We start from the raw sequence: 14,380 nt of genomic DNA, 5'->3' as shown, positions 1-14,380 counted from the left end.
CCCTCTCTGCGGCAATAGCGCAGGGCGCTAGAATGCGCGGCGTAAATCCATCTGGAAGCTCAATTGATGATGCGTCGCGTACTCTTGATGACACTGTTGCTGTGCAGCGGTCTGGCCCAGGCACAACTGCCGGAAACCGACTGGCTGGAGTTGATGCCCAAGTCTGACCAGAAAGCCCTGGAGCAGATGCCGGAGATCGACCATGACAGCCCCGAAGCCAATGGCACCTTTACCGAAAAGGGCGGCATGAAGCAGAGCAAGGGCTTGCCGGCGGTGATGTATTCGACCAAGACCGTGCCGGCCATGAATGGCAAGAAAATCCGCCTGGGCGGCTACCCGGTGCCGCTGGAAACCGACGCCAAGGGCAACAGCACGCTGTTCTTCCTGGTGCCGTACCCCGGCGCCTGCATCCATGTGCCGCCACCGCCGCCTAATCAACTGGTATTGGTGCGCTATCCCCACGGCTTGAAGCTGGACGACATCTATACACCGCTGTGGGTGACGGGCACGCTGAAGATTGAGACGGTCACCAATGACCTGGCAGATGCGGCTTATGCGCTGGATGCAGGGAGTGTGCGGGTGGTGACCGAGGCTGACCTCTGATTTGCTAAACCTGCTCCGATGCTGGCGAATGTCTTGCTTAATGTGGGAGCGGATTTATACGCGAATAGCTTCACGCGGTTTGCCTGACACACCGTTTTCAAGCTATTCGCGGATAAATCCGCTCCCACAAAGGCATGACTCAGGAATGAGGCAAGAGATTACAGCGGTTCGCTGACGATCTTAACGCTCAGCACATGGCTTGCGCCCGCACCGAGGCTGACAATGTCATCCCACACATTCGCCGTCTCGATGCACAGCATCCGCTGCCAGCCGTCATCGGCCATGTCCACCAGCTCCCGCGCACGATCCGTCCACGGGTTCCAGATCACCGCTGAACGCGATCCGCTGCTGATGATATTGATCCGACGCTTCCAGGCCGGGTCGATGATGCTTAGTTGAGTAGGCGCCTTCAGGTAGATCCGGTCGGTTTCGCCGGCAAACTGCAACACACCGTCCTGCTGACGCGGCTGCCACTCGGCCAGGGTTTCGATATAGGTCAGGCCTTCGACACCCTCGACCTTCACGTTGCGCACATCGCTGACCGCAAAGTAGCTGTGCAGCGCCTGGCTGATCATCGCCGTCTTCTCGCCAACGTTTGTGCTGGTCAGGCTGACAGTCAGCTGCTCACCCATCTCGATGCTCAGCTTCAGCTCGACCTTGTGCCGCCAGCCGGGCAGACCCTCTGCCGCTTCCGGCAAGCTGAAATCCACGCGCAGGGCGTCGCCGCTGCTGTCGATGCCGAGCAATTCCCAGTCGCGACCGCGCACCAGCCCGTGGGCCGGAGCTTCCTTGCCGTGGTACATGGCCTGAACGGCCTGAGGGTTGCGGGCCAGATTGCCAAACCAGGGCCAGCACACCGGAACGCCGGCGCGCACGGATTTGCCTTGTTTGAACACGGCCTGATCGCTGAGCCACAGCAGCGGTTCTTCACCGACACGCTGGTAACTCAGGATCTGTGCGCCTTGTTGGGCAACCAGCAGTTCGGCGCGCTCATCGCTGATACGCCAGCAATTCAGTTCGCCGTGCTTTTCGGACTCGACCTTAGGAGGGGACATGCGCTGCTCTCATTCAGATGCCTATAAGACATTGGACCGTATCGGGTCACACGAGTTTACCGCGCAGTCCGATCAGCGACGAGGTGGCACCGAGCGTGTGCGGCCGCTGCCATCGATGGCAACGAAGACGAAGACCGCTTCAGTGACCTTGCGCCATTCACTGGAAAGCGGGTCGTCGCTCCAGACTTCGACCATCATCTGGATCGAGCTGCGGCCGATTTCCAGGGTCTGGGTATAGAACGACAGCTGCGCGCCCACCGCCACCGGCACCAGAAAAGCCATGCGATCGATCGCCACGGTCGCGACGCGCCCACCGGCAACCTTGCTGGCCATGGCGGTGCCGGCCAGGTCCATCTGCGCGACTAGCCAGCCGCCGAAGATATCGCCAAAGCCGTTGGTTTCACGGGGTAAAGCTGTGATCTGCAAGGCCAGGTCGCCTTGCGGGATAGGATCTTCTTGTTCGAGCTCAATCATGCCGGGGGGCCTCTGACCCATCACGCTTCGTTGGTTGGCGTACTGCATACACGCCTCGAAAAACGATTCAGCACCAAACTACTACGCTGCTTTCGCTTGCGGAGGCGCTCCGAGGGAAACTCTGCGAAATCGACTAATCAGCCCGATTAGCAACGTTTTCGCACAGCACCCCTATTGCACCCAACCTTTTGTTACATCGCCCAGTATATAGAGCCGGATCTTCTGCGACGACCGTTGAGTTCTGTTTATGACCGCAGAATCGGCGGATATGTGCTTTTTCAAGCAATTTGCTATCGTGCGAAACTTCTTACACACCTGTTCCACCCCAGGTTCGGCTTGATTTGCCCCAATAAGAGACATCCGACATGACTTCCGTTCCCTCGAGCGTCGCACAGCCCGCGCGATCGCTGACCCGAAATGACTACAAAACCTTGTCACTGTCTGCGCTGGGCGGTGCGCTCGAGTTCTACGATTTCATCATTTTCGTGTTCTTTGCCACCGTGGTCGGCAAATTGTTCTTCCCCTCCGAAATGCCGGAATGGCTGCGCCTGATGCAGACCTTCGGGATCTTCGCGGCCGGCTATCTGGCACGACCGCTGGGCGGCATCGTCATGGCCCACTTCGGCGATCTGCTGGGCCGCAAGAAGATGTTTACCTTAAGTATTTTCATGATGGCCGTGCCGACCCTGATCATGGGTCTGCTGCCGACCTATGCGCAGATTGGGATGTGGGCACCGATCCTGTTGCTGCTGATGCGGGTCATCCAGGGTGCGGCGATTGGCGGTGAAGTGCCGGGTGCCTGGGTGTTTGTCTCCGAACACGTGCCGGCGCGCAACACCGGCTACGCCTGCGGCACCCTGACGGCCGGGCTGACCGCGGGCATTCTGCTCGGCTCGCTGGTGGCGACCCTGATCAACAGCCTGTACAGCCCCGAGCAAGTGGCCGATTACGCCTGGCGTATCCCGTTCCTGCTGGGCGGTGTGTTTGGCCTGATGTCGGTGTACCTGCGTCGCTGGCTGCACGAAACCCCGGTGTTCGCCGAACTGCAGCAGCGCAAGGCGCTGGCTGAAGAGATCCCGTTGCGTGCGGTATTGCGTGATCACCGGGGCGCCATCATGCTGTCGATGCTACTGACCTGGCTGCTGTCAGCCGGCATCATCGTGGTCATCCTCATGACTCCGACCGTGCTGCAGACCGTGTACGGCTTCAGCCCCACCGTCGCCCTGCAGGCCAATAGCCTCGCGATTGTGTTCCTCAGTATCGGCTGTGTGATTGCCGGCAGCCTGGCCGACCGATTCGGCGCGGGTAAGGTCTTTGTCATCGGCAGCCTGTCGTTGCTGATCAGCTCCTGGACCTTCTACCACAACCTGCAGGCGCACCCGGACTGGCTGTTTGGGCTGTATTCCCTGACCGGGCTGCTGGTGGGCACCATCGGCGCGGTACCGTATGTCATGGTGCGGGCGTTCCCGCCCGTAGTACGGTTCAGCGGCCTGTCGTTCTCCTACAACCTGGCCTACGCCATCTTCGGCGGCTTGACGCCGATGGTCGTGACTTTCCTGCTCAAGGTCAGCCCCATGGGCCCGTCCTACTATGTGGCGGGTATCTGCACCATTGGTCTGGTGGTGGGCGCTTATTTGATGGCGACCAAGCGCTGAGACCGCTCTGACTCAACCCTTCTTACATTTTGTAAAGGCCATCTCCCGAAAAGGGTGATGGCCTTTCATCTAATTGTCACATTGCATTCATAGAGTAGTCATGCGGCCTGCAGATACTTGGGCCCGATCCATCTAACCCCAATCCTGCTAGGAGCAAGGCATGAAACTGAAGCGTTTGATGGCGGCCCTGACTTTCGTCGCCGCTGGCGTTGCCACCGCCAATGCGGTTGCCGCTGTTGACCCTGCTATTCCGACCTACGTCAAAACTACCGGCGTGTCGGGCAATCTCTCCAGCGTCGGTTCCGATACCCTGGCCAACCTGATGACCCTGTGGGCCGAGTCCTACAAAAAAGAATACCCGAACGTGAACATTCAGATTCAGGCTGCCGGTTCTTCGACCGCGCCACCCGCCCTGACTGAAGGCACCGCGAACCTGGGTCCGATGAGCCGCAAGATGAAGGACGTCGAGCTGCAGGCCTTCGAACAGAAATACGGCTACAAGCCAACCGCTATCCCGGTTGCCGTTGACGCCTTGGCTGTGTTCGTCCACAAGGACAACCCGATCAAGGGCCTGACCATGGCTCAAGTCGATTCGATCTTCTCTTCGACTCGCCTGTGCGGCGCCAAGTCCGACGTGAAAACCTGGGGCGACCTGGGCGTGACCGGCGACCTGGCCAACAAGCCAGTTCAGCTGTTCGGTCGTAACTCGGTATCCGGCACCTACGGCTACTTCAAGGAAGAAGCCCTGTGCAAAGGCGACTTCAAGCCTAACGTCAACGAACAACCTGGCTCGGCATCGGTCGTGCAGTCGATCAGCAGCTCGCTGAACGGCATTGGTTACTCGGGCATCGGCTACAAGACCGCTAGCGTGAAAACCGTCCCTCTGGCCAAGAAAGAAGGCGGTGTCTTTGTTGAAGACAACGAAGCCAACGCCCTGAACGGCACCTACCCGCTGTCGCGCTTCCTCTACGTTTACGTCAACAAGGCACCGAACAAGCCTCTGGCCCCGCTGGAAGCTGAGTTCGTGAAGCTGATCCTGTCTCAGGCCGGTCAGCAAGTTGTGGTGAAAGACGGCTACATCCCGTTGCCAGCCAAAGTTGCCGCCAAGGCACTGGCTGACCTGGGCCTGGAGCACGTGAAGAACACCGCAGCCAAGTAAGTGAGAGCAAGGCGGGGCCTGGAAAAATGTCCGGGCCCTGCCGCAAATTGCGAGTCCGCTGCCAAGACCACTGGGCGGCGGACTTTTTTTCGTCACTGCATTGTCATGTTTCTGTCATATGAGATCGCTAGGGTGTGCGCATGAATGATCTGGCCAACTCCACAATGACTCAAAAAGCCCCGCCCGAGCGGATTGACTTCAATACGCCCGAATTGCAGCGCAAGCGTCGCGTGCGTGCACTCAAGGATCGCCTGACCCACTGGTATGTACTGGTGGGCGGGCTGGCCGTGCTGGCCGCGATTACCTTGATCTTCTTTTATCTGGCGTATGTGGTCGTGCCCCTGTTCCAGGGCGCCGAGTTGACCACCAGAAAAGCCATCACCCCGGCCTGGATGCAGGACGCCGGCAAGCCGCTGATGATCGCTCTGGAAGAGCAGAACCTGGTCGGCATGCGCGTCTCGGACAAGGGCCAGGCGCTGTTCTTCGACACCAAGACCGGTGCCGAGCTGCAGCGCGTCGACCTGCCGCTGCCGGCGGGTACCACGGTGACCTCCATTGGTGCCGACCAGCCGGGCAATCCGCTAGTGGTGGTCGGCTTGTCCAACGGGCAGGCCCTGGCATTCCGCCACACCTACAAGATCACTTACCCTGACAACAAGAAAACCATCACTCCGGCCATTGAGTACCCCTATGGCCAAGAGATGTTTACGCTGGATGAAGACGGCCGCCCGCTTGAGCACGTGAGCCTGAACGTCAACGACGACACCCTCGTGGTGGCCGGTTCCACCGGTGCGCACCTGCAAGTGCTGTCGCTGGCTCGCGAAGAAAACATGATGACCGGTGAAGTCACCACCGAGCAGAGTCGCATCGACCTGCCGCAGATGACCGAAACGGTAAAAGCCATTTATATCGATCCGCGTCAGCAATGGCTGTACGTGATCAACGGTCGCGCCCAGGCAGACGTGTTCAGCCTGCGCGACAAAAGCCTGAATGGTCGTTACAAGCTGCTGGAAGATGGCAACGCCGAAGTCACCGCCAGCAACCAGCTGGTCGGCGGCATCTCGCTGATCATTGGTGACTCCAAGGGCGGCCTGGCTCAGTGGTTCATGGCCCGCGACCCGGATGGCGAGCAGCGCCTCAAGCGTATTCGTGACTTCTCCATGGGCACGAGCCCCGTGGTGCAGATCGACGCCGAAGAGCGCCGCAAGGGCTTCGTGGCCCTGGACGCCAGCGGCAAGCTCGGTGTGTTCCACAGCACGGCGCACCGTACCCTGCTGGTGGAACCGGTCGCCGAAGGCGCTGGCATCCTGGCGCTGTCGCCACGGGCCAACCGCATCATTGTTGAAGAAGGCGGCAAACTGCTGCCGATGAGCCTGCGCAACCCGCACCCGGAAGTGTCCTGGAGCGCGCTGTGGAGCAAGGTCTGGTACGAGAACTACGACGAACCGAAGTACGTCTGGCAGTCGACCGCGTCGAACACCGACTTCGAACCCAAGCTGAGCCTGTCGCCGTTGACCTTCGGCACCTTGAAGGCGGCGTTCTACGCCATGATCCTGGCTGCACCGCTGGCCATTGCTGCTGCTATCTACACCGCCTACTTCATGGCACCGGGCATGCGCCGCAAGGTCAAGCCGGTGATCGAGTTGATGGAGGCGATGCCGACGGTGATCCTCGGCTTCTTCGCCGGCCTGTTCCTGGCACCGTATCTGGAAGGGCACTTGCCTGGCGTGTTCAGCTTGTTCCTGTTGATGCCGGTGGGCATCCTGGTCTCGGGCTTCGCCTGGAGCCGCCTGCCTGAGTCGATTCGCCTGCGGGTGCCGGATGGCTGGGAGAGCGCGATCCTGATCCCGGTGATCCTCTTCACCGGCTGGGCTGCGCTGACCATGAGTCCGTTCCTGGAAACCTGGTTCTTCGGCGGCGACATGCGCCTGTGGATCACCAATGACCTGGGTATCACCTATGACCAGCGCAACGCTCTGGTGGTGGGTATCGCCATGGGCTTTGCGGTCATCCCGAACATCTACTCGATTGCCGAAGACGCCGTGTTCAGCGTGCCGCGCAGCCTGACCCTCGGTTCGCTGGCACTCGGTGCCACGCCGTGGCAGACCCTGACTCGCGTGGTCATCCTGACTGCCAGCCCGGGTATCTTCTCGGCGCTGATGATCGGCATGGGCCGTGCGGTCGGCGAAACGATGATCGTGCTGATGGCCACCGGTAACACCCCGGTCATGGAAATGAACCTGTTCGAGGGCATGCGCACCCTGGCGGCCAACGTCGCGGTGGAGATGCCGGAATCCGAAGTCGGTGGCAGCCATTACCGCGTGCTGTTCCTCGCAGCCCTGGTGCTGCTGATGTTCACCTTCGTGATGAACACCTTGGCCGAGCTGATTCGCCAGCGTCTGCGCAAGAAATACTCGTCGCTTTGATAGAAAGGTAGAGATCCGTGAAAAAGGATTCCCTCAAAGGTTGGTTCAAGAGCGGCGCTCCCGGTGTCTGGATGAGCGGTGGGGCCGTTTCCATCGCTGTGATCATGACCATTGGCCTGTTGGCGGTGATCGCCGTGCGCGGCCTGGGCCACTTCTGGCCAGCCGACCTGCTGCACGCCAACTACAACGTGCCAGGCCAGGCCAACCACATCGTCGTCGGCGAAGTGGTGCAGAAAGAAGAGGTGCCGCGCGTCCGTCTCAAGGGTGCCGGTCTGCCGGTGCCCGATGTTGGCCCGGAGTTCATGACCCGCGAGCTGATCAAGGTCGGTAACCGTGACCTCAACGGCAGCGACTTCACCTGGGTGGTCGGCGAATGGCTGACCAACCACAGCAAGCCCGCCGAACTGATGGCGCTGGAGCGCCGTGAGTGGGGCAACTTCTACGGCTATCTGGTGAGCGTCAAGGAAGACGGCAAGGTTGTCGCCCAGGGCCAGGATGCCTGGGGCGAGCTGCAGGCACGCCTCAAGCGTGCCGACCAATTGACCGGTGAGCTGAGCAAGCTCGAGAAGAAAGACATCGGCGCCATCAACCACGGCCTTGAGCGCCTGCGTCTGCAGACCCGCAAGCTGGAACTGAGCGGCAAGCTGGACGCTGCCGCCCAGGCCGACATCGAATCCGAGCGTGCGCAGCTGAACAACCGCTATAAGGCCATCGAAGAGCGCCTGGGTGACCTGCACCAGTCGTTGAACCGCGACAGCCTGGTGGCGCGCGATGCCAACGGCAAGGAAGTCGAGATCAACCTGAGCAAGGTCGTTCACGCTTACCAGCCCAACGGCATGGGCACCTTCACCAAGATGGGTGTTTACTTCAGCAAGGTCTGGGAGTTCCTGAGCGACGACCCGCGTGAAGCCAACACCGAAGGCGGGATCTTCCCGGCCATCTTCGGTACGGTGATGATGACCCTGATCATGGCTGTGATCGTCACGCCGTTTGGCGTACTGGCAGCGGTCTACCTGCGTGAGTACGCCCGCCAGGGCCCGGTAACCCGCCTGATCCGCATTGCGGTGAACAACCTGGCCGGTGTTCCGGCTATCGTTTACGGCGTGTTCGGCCTGGGCTTCTTCGTTTACGTGCTGGGTGGCTCGCTTGACCGACTGTTCTTCCCCGAAGCCCTGCCGGCCCCGACCCTGGGTACCCCGGGCCTGCTCTGGGCATCCCTGACCCTGGCACTGCTGGCGGTGCCGGTGGTGATCGTGGCCACCGAAGAAGGCCTGGCGCGGATTCCTCGTACCGTGCGTGAAGGCTCGCTGGCGCTGGGCGCCACCAAGGCCGAGACGCTGTGGAAGATCGTTCTGCCAATGGCCAGCCCGGCAATGATGACCGGCATGATCCTGGCGGTGGCCCGTGCTGCCGGTGAGGTTGCGCCGCTGATGCTGGTGGGTGTGGTGAAACTGGCACCGTCGTTGCCGGTGGACGGTAACTATCCGTACCTGCACCTGGATCAGAAGATCATGCACCTGGGCTTCCACATCTACGACGTCGGCTTCCAGAGCCCGAACGTGGAAGCGGCGCGGCCGCTGGTATACGCCACTGCCTTGTTGCTGGTGCTGGTGATCGCCACGCTCAACCTGTCGGCAGTGTGGATTCGTAACCACCTGCGCGAGAAGTACAAGGCCCTGGACAGCTGATCCACGCCTGACCCTACATCGACCGCGCCGCCTGGCCTTGCCGGGTGGCGCGATGAAACGAATTGATAGCGTATGGAGCCTACCCATGCAGCAAGAATCCCACTCCCACGGCATCAACATGTCGGCTCTGGGTCGCGACAAACAGAGCCTGCGTCTGGCTGAAGAAACCGTGGCCATCGAAGTGCCCGGCCTGAGCCTGTTCTACGGCGAAAAGCAGGCGCTGTTCGACGTCAGCCTGAACATCCCCAAGCAACGCGTGACCGCCTTCATCGGCCCGTCGGGCTGCGGCAAGTCGACCTTGCTGCGCACCTTCAACCGCATGAATGACCTGGTCGATGGCTGCCGTGTCGACGGCGCCATCAACCTGTACGGCAATAACATCTACCGCAAGGGCGAAGACGTGGCCGAGCTGCGTCGTCGGGTCGGCATGGTGTTCCAGAAGCCGAACCCGTTCCCCAAGACCATCTACGAAAACGTCGTTTATGGCCTGCGTATCCAGGGCATCAACAAGAAGCGCGTGCTCGACGAAGCCGTCGAGTGGGCACTCAAAGGGGCGGCGCTGTGGGACGAGGTCAAGGATCGCCTGCATGAATCCGCGCTGGGCCTGTCCGGCGGCCAGCAGCAGCGTCTGGTGATCGCCCGTACCATCGCGGTCGAGCCTGAAGTGCTGTTGCTCGACGAACCGTGCTCGGCGCTGGACCCGATCTCGACCCTGAAGGTCGAAGAGCTGATCTACGAGCTGAAATCCAAGTACACCATCGTCATCGTGACCCACAACATGCAGCAGGCGGCGCGGGTCTCCGACTACACCGCGTTCATGTACATGGGCAAGCTGGTTGAATTCGGGGATACCGATACCCTGTTCACCAATCCGGCGAAGAAGCAGACTGAAGACTACATCACCGGTCGTTACGGCTAGGTCTTAACGATTCGATGTATGAACGCTGCGGTCGACCGCACCTCACCGGACGCTTCAAGGATTTCAAGCATGATTGATAAAGACAGCCTTACGCACCACATCTCCCAGCAGTTCAACGCGGAGCTCGAGGAAGTGCGCAGCCACCTCCTGGCGATGGGAGGGCTGGTCGAGAAGCAGGTCAACGACGCCGTGACCGCGCTGATCGAAGCCGACTCGGGCCTGGCCCAGCAGGTTCGAGAAGTGGACGAGCAGATCAACCAGATGGAACGCAACATCGACGAGGAATGCGTGCGCATTCTGGCGCGCCGCCAGCCGGCGGCCTCGGATTTGCGCCTGATCATCAGCATTTCCAAGTCGGTGATCGACCTGGAGCGCATCGGCGACGAGTCGACCAAGATCGCCCGCCGCGCCATCCAGCTGTGCGAAGAAGGCGAGTCGCCGCGCGGTTATGTCGAAGTTCGGCACATTGGTGACCAGGTGCGTAACATGGTCCGCGATGCACTGGACGCCTTTGCCCGCTTCGATGCGGACCTGGCCTTGTCGGTGGCGCAATACGACAAGAACATCGACCGCGAGTACAAGACCGCGCTGCGCGAGCTGGTCACCTACATGATGGAAGACCCGCGTTCGATCTCCCGCGTGTTGAGCGTGATCTGGGCCCTGCGTTCGCTTGAGCGTATCGGCGATCACGCGCGCAATATTTCGGAGCTGGTGATCTATCTGGTGCGCGGCACCGACGTTCGCCACCTGGGCCTCAAGCGCATGCAAGAGGAAGTGCAGGGCACCACGTCCGAAAGCGCTAATGTTTCGGGTGAAGCGGACGATAAGTAAGACTGCCCGAGAACAAACGCCCGGCCTTGGCCGGGCGTTTTCGTTTGCGGCAGATCAAAGCAAGGCAGCCGCGAACGAATAAAAGTCCCGGCGTGAGCCAGGTTTTGGCAAAAGGCCATCATCCAGCGCTATGCTTGTCGGGATTTTTGAGGAGGGGTGGATGAGTAAAGTCAGCGTGCTGGTTGTGGATGATGCGCCGTTCATTCGTGACCTGATGAAGAAGTGTCTGCGCAATTATTTCCCCGGTATGGTCATCGAAGACGCCATCAACGGCCGCAAGGCCCAGGTGCTGCTGCAAACCCAGAAATTCGACCTGGTGTTGTGCGACTGGGAAATGCCCGAGATGTCGGGACTTGAGCTGCTCAGCTGGTGCCGTTCCCAGGACGGGCACAAGGCCCTGCCGTTCATCATGGTCACCAGCCGCGGTGACAAGGAGAACGTGGTGCAGGCCATTCAGGCCGGCGTCTCCGACTTTATCGGCAAGCCGTTCACCAACGAGCAGCTGTTGACCAAGGTGCAGAAGGCCCTGGGCAAGATCGGCAAGCTTGAGGCCGTGCAGGTCAGTATCGCGCCCACCCGCGTTGCCCCGGCATTTGCCAATGACTCTTTGAGCGCGTTGACCGGGGGCAAGGCCGAAGTGGTTAAACCCACACCGGCGCCTGCGTCGGCTGCCAAACCGCTGATCAATCCAACCCCCAAGGCACCGCCGCCGACGGGCCGTGGACAGGGTCAGTTGCGGCTGCCCAGCGGCAATCAGCAGTGCGTGATCAAGGCGCTGAGCCTCAAGGAAGCGTTGCTGGTGGTGCGTCGCAGTGAAGTCTTGCCGCAGGTGCTCGAAGGCGCCGTGCTCGATCTTGAGCAGGGCGAGAATGCGGAAGTGGCCCGGCTCAACGGCTACCTGCATGCCATCGTCGCTTACGAGCCCAAGCCTGACAGCGACTGGTTGCAGCTGACCTTCCGCTTTGTCGACCAGGACGCCCAGAAGCTCGATTACCTGTCGCGGCTGATTGCCCGTGGGGCGGCGTTGAAGCACTTTGTGCCGGGTGCCTGAATCGGCGCTGAACCATTCGCGGATAAATCCGCTCCCACATTGAAAGCCCAGCATCCTCAGATGCTGAGCGGGGAATATGTGGGAGCGGATTTATCCGCGAATGAGGCCCTCCTGGATGCACACCCCGCAGAGCACCTGCTAGTCTTCCCCGCAGTCAAATTTGCCAGAAAGCTGCCCATGCTCGCGCGTTCATTGCTTCTCTGTGGTCTTTTCATGGCCTCCAGCTCGGCCGTGGCCGCGACCATCTACAAGTCGACCGATGCCAACGGTGTCGTCTCCTATTCCGACAAGCCAACCCCGGGTGCGTGGGTGTTTGTGTTTCGCGATCAAATGGTCGAGCACCTGGAAACGCAGGTACGCCTCGATATTCAGAAGCGCAGTGGCATCACAGCCTTCGTCGTGCGTAACGAGCTGTTCGCCCCGGTGGAAGTCGAGCTGAAGCTGGACGGCGTCAGCAACGTTCGCACGTCGCCACCCAGGCTCGTGCGCCAGGTAGTGCCCGCCCGTTCAAGCGTCACGCTGGCCTCGCTGGCGGCCAGGACGGTCGGCCAGCCCCCTCGCTATACTCACGCGTTCCGCTACGCACTGGGCGACCCTTCAGCGCGCCCCAGGGCCTATCGCTACCCGTTGCCCTGGACCGGCGGGCCATTCCAGCTGACCCAGGGCGCCAACGGCCGCTACAGCCATTTCGGCCCCAAGGGACGCTATGCGCAGGACATCGCCATGCCCGAAGGCACGCCGATCATCGCCGCGCGTTCAGGCATGGTGATCAAGGTCGAGAACAATCAGTCGGGGCGCGGCACCGACCCGTCGGGCAATTTTGTCCGGGTGTTGCATGACGACGGCAGCATGGGTGTGTACCTGCACCTGATGCAGGGCTCGGTGGTGGTTCGCGAGGGGCAGCGGGTGGGTCTGGGCGCGGCGCTGGCGCGCTCGGGCAATACCGGCAACAGCACCGGCCCGCACCTGCATTTTGTGATTCAACGCAACGTCGGGCTGGCGCTGGAGTCGATTCCCTACCAGTTCAATCAGCCGGTGGGCAGCCTGCCCAACTTTGCAGTGGGCGGGCAATGACAGCGCGGTTCAATCGAGCTTGAGCACCTTGGCCAGAATGATTTTCGGGCCTTTCATCTTCTTGATGATGATGCGCAGGCCTTCAACTTCCAGCACTTCTTCCTCTTCGGGTACGCGCTTGAGGGTTTCGTAGATCAGGCCGGCGAGGGTTTCGGCCTCGATGTGGTCCAGATCAATGCCCAGCAGGCGCTCGACCTTGAACAGCGGGGTATCGCCGCGCACCAGCAGTTTGCCGGGCTGGTAGGCGAGGATGCCGCGTTCGGCCTTGCGGTGCTCGTCCTGAATGTCCCCGACCAGCACTTCCAGCACGTCTTCCATGGTCAGATAGCCAATGACCTTGCCGTCGGCTTCCTCGACCAGCGCAAAGTGCGCGCCGCCCTTGCGGAACTGCTCCAGCAACCGTGACAGCGGCATGTGCTTGGAAACCCGTTCCAGCGGCCGGGTCAGCTCGGCCAGGTTGAATGACTCGGGCACATGCTCCAGCGCCGCCAGTTCCAGCAGCAGGTCCTTGATGTGCAACAGGCCGACGTATTCGCCACGCTCGGAGTCGTAGACCGGGTAACGGCTGAACTTGTGGCGACGGAACATCGCCAGGATTTCCTTGAGCGGTGCATTGAACTCAAGGCTCACCAGGTCTTCTTTGGAGTTGGCCCAGTCGACCACCTCCAGCTCGCCCATCTCGACCGCCGAGGCCAGTACGCGCATGCCCTGGTCGCTCGGGTCCTGGCCACGGCTGGAGTGCAGGATCAGCTTGAGTTCTTCACGGCTGTAGTGATGATCGTGATGCGGGCCGGGCTCGCCTTGCCCGGCGATGCGCAGGATGGTGTTGGCGCTGGCGTTGAGCAGGTAGATGGCCGGGTACATGACCCAGTAGAACAGGTACAGCGGCACCGCCGTCCACAGCGACAGCAGCTCGGGCTTGCGGATCGCCCACGACTTGGGCGCCAGCTCGCCGACCACGATGTGCAGGTACGAGATGATGAAGAAGGCGCTGAAAAACGAAACAGCCTTGATCACTTCCGGCGATTGCACGCCGACAGCGCCCAGCAACGGCTCCAGCAGGTGCGCAAAGGCCGGCTCACCGACCCAGCCAAGGCCCAGGGAGGCGAGGGTGATACCCAGCTGGCAGGCGGACAGGTAGGCGTCCAGTTGGTTGTGTACGGTGCGCAGGATCTGGCCGCGCCAGCCGTGTTGCTCGGCGATGGACTCGACCCGGGTCGAGCGCAGCTTGACCATGGCGAACTCGGCGGCAACGAAAAAGCCGTTGAGCAGCACCAGTAGCAGAGCAAAAAGAATCATGCCGAAGTCGGCAAACAGTGAAGCGAGGTTAAAGCCAGGGGAAGGGTCCATGATGGAGTTTTTACGGGTTCCGTCTTTGAAATGGGGGCAATAGCGCGCCTGAAATGCAGGCGCAAGTCAGGCAATGTAGCGGCTGCGCGACCAAT

General features: G+C 61.0%; 12 protein-coding genes. 9 read left to right on the top strand and 3 right to left on the bottom strand.

Annotated elements, in window-relative coordinates; genetic code table 11:
• Positions 1 to 69: 69 nt before the first annotated feature.
• Entirely contained in the window at positions 70 to 603 is a 534-nt protein-coding gene (locus GUY40_RS05665) for a DUF3299 domain-containing protein (RefSeq protein WP_166567995.1), read from the top strand.
• A gap of 158 nt (positions 604 to 761) precedes the next feature.
• On the opposite strand, the gene GUY40_RS05660 is transcribed toward GUY40_RS05665, so the two are convergent.
• The gene (locus GUY40_RS05660; protein ID WP_166567956.1) at positions 762 to 1,658 is read right to left on the bottom strand and encodes a D-hexose-6-phosphate mutarotase; all 897 of its coding nucleotides are present in this window, start codon (positions 1,656 to 1,658) and stop codon (positions 762 to 764) included.
• Between the two features lie 72 nt (positions 1,659 to 1,730).
• Positions 1,731 to 2,132, bottom strand: coding sequence for an acyl-CoA thioesterase (locus GUY40_RS05655; RefSeq protein WP_008366910.1), 402 nt, complete (start codon positions 2,130 to 2,132; stop codon positions 1,731 to 1,733).
• Positions 2,133 to 2,497: 365 nt separating this feature from the next.
• Between GUY40_RS05655 and GUY40_RS05650 the strand changes: the two genes are divergently transcribed.
• The 8 genes from GUY40_RS05650 to GUY40_RS05615 all read left to right on the top strand — a co-directional run bounded on the left by GUY40_RS05650 (position 2,498) and on the right by GUY40_RS05615 (position 12,935).
• On the top strand, positions 2,498 to 3,787 hold the full coding sequence (locus GUY40_RS05650) for an MFS transporter (protein WP_166567955.1): 1,290 nt from the start codon (positions 2,498 to 2,500) through the stop codon (positions 3,785 to 3,787).
• 160 nt (positions 3,788 to 3,947) lie between these two features.
• Positions 3,948 to 4,946, top strand: a complete 999-nt coding sequence (locus tag GUY40_RS05645) for a phosphate ABC transporter substrate-binding protein PstS (protein ID WP_166567954.1) — start codon at positions 3,948 to 3,950, stop codon at positions 4,944 to 4,946.
• Between the two features lie 392 nt (positions 4,947 to 5,338).
• Positions 5,339 to 7,372 (top strand): ABC transporter permease subunit, encoded by a 2,034-nt coding sequence (locus tag GUY40_RS05640; RefSeq protein WP_178117699.1) that lies wholly within the window; start codon positions 5,339 to 5,341, stop codon positions 7,370 to 7,372.
• 71 nt (positions 7,373 to 7,443) lie between these two features.
• Positions 7,444 to 9,060: a phosphate ABC transporter permease PstA gene (gene pstA / locus GUY40_RS05635; RefSeq protein WP_178117698.1), complete on the top strand. Its 1,617-nt coding sequence runs from the start codon at positions 7,444 to 7,446 to the stop codon at positions 9,058 to 9,060.
• Between the two features lie 85 nt (positions 9,061 to 9,145).
• Positions 9,146 to 9,979 (top strand): phosphate ABC transporter ATP-binding protein PstB, encoded by an 834-nt coding sequence (gene pstB / locus GUY40_RS05630; RefSeq protein WP_166567951.1) that lies wholly within the window; start codon positions 9,146 to 9,148, stop codon positions 9,977 to 9,979.
• A gap of 69 nt (positions 9,980 to 10,048) precedes the next feature.
• Positions 10,049 to 10,810: a phosphate signaling complex protein PhoU gene (gene phoU, locus GUY40_RS05625; RefSeq protein WP_166567950.1), complete on the top strand. Its 762-nt coding sequence runs from the start codon at positions 10,049 to 10,051 to the stop codon at positions 10,808 to 10,810.
• A gap of 160 nt (positions 10,811 to 10,970) precedes the next feature.
• On the top strand, positions 10,971 to 11,861 hold the full coding sequence (locus GUY40_RS05620; protein ID WP_166567949.1) for a response regulator: 891 nt from the start codon (positions 10,971 to 10,973) through the stop codon (positions 11,859 to 11,861).
• Positions 11,862 to 12,038: 177 nt separating this feature from the next.
• Positions 12,039 to 12,935, top strand: a complete 897-nt coding sequence (locus tag GUY40_RS05615) for a peptidoglycan DD-metalloendopeptidase family protein (RefSeq protein WP_166567948.1) — start codon at positions 12,039 to 12,041, stop codon at positions 12,933 to 12,935.
• 9 nt (positions 12,936 to 12,944) lie between these two features.
• On the opposite strand, the gene GUY40_RS05610 is transcribed toward GUY40_RS05615, so the two are convergent.
• On the bottom strand, positions 12,945 to 14,285 hold the full coding sequence (locus tag GUY40_RS05610; RefSeq protein ID WP_166567947.1) for a hemolysin family protein: 1,341 nt from the start codon (positions 14,283 to 14,285) through the stop codon (positions 12,945 to 12,947).
• Between the last annotated feature and the right edge of the window lie 95 nt (positions 14,286 to 14,380).

It is taken from the genome of Pseudomonas sp. R5(2019), assembly GCF_009905435.1.
In the GTDB taxonomy this organism is placed as follows: domain Bacteria; phylum Pseudomonadota; class Gammaproteobacteria; order Pseudomonadales; family Pseudomonadaceae; genus Aquipseudomonas.
The sequence above is the reverse complement of the archived record's forward strand: the minus strand, read 5'-3'. Positions and strand labels throughout refer to the sequence as shown.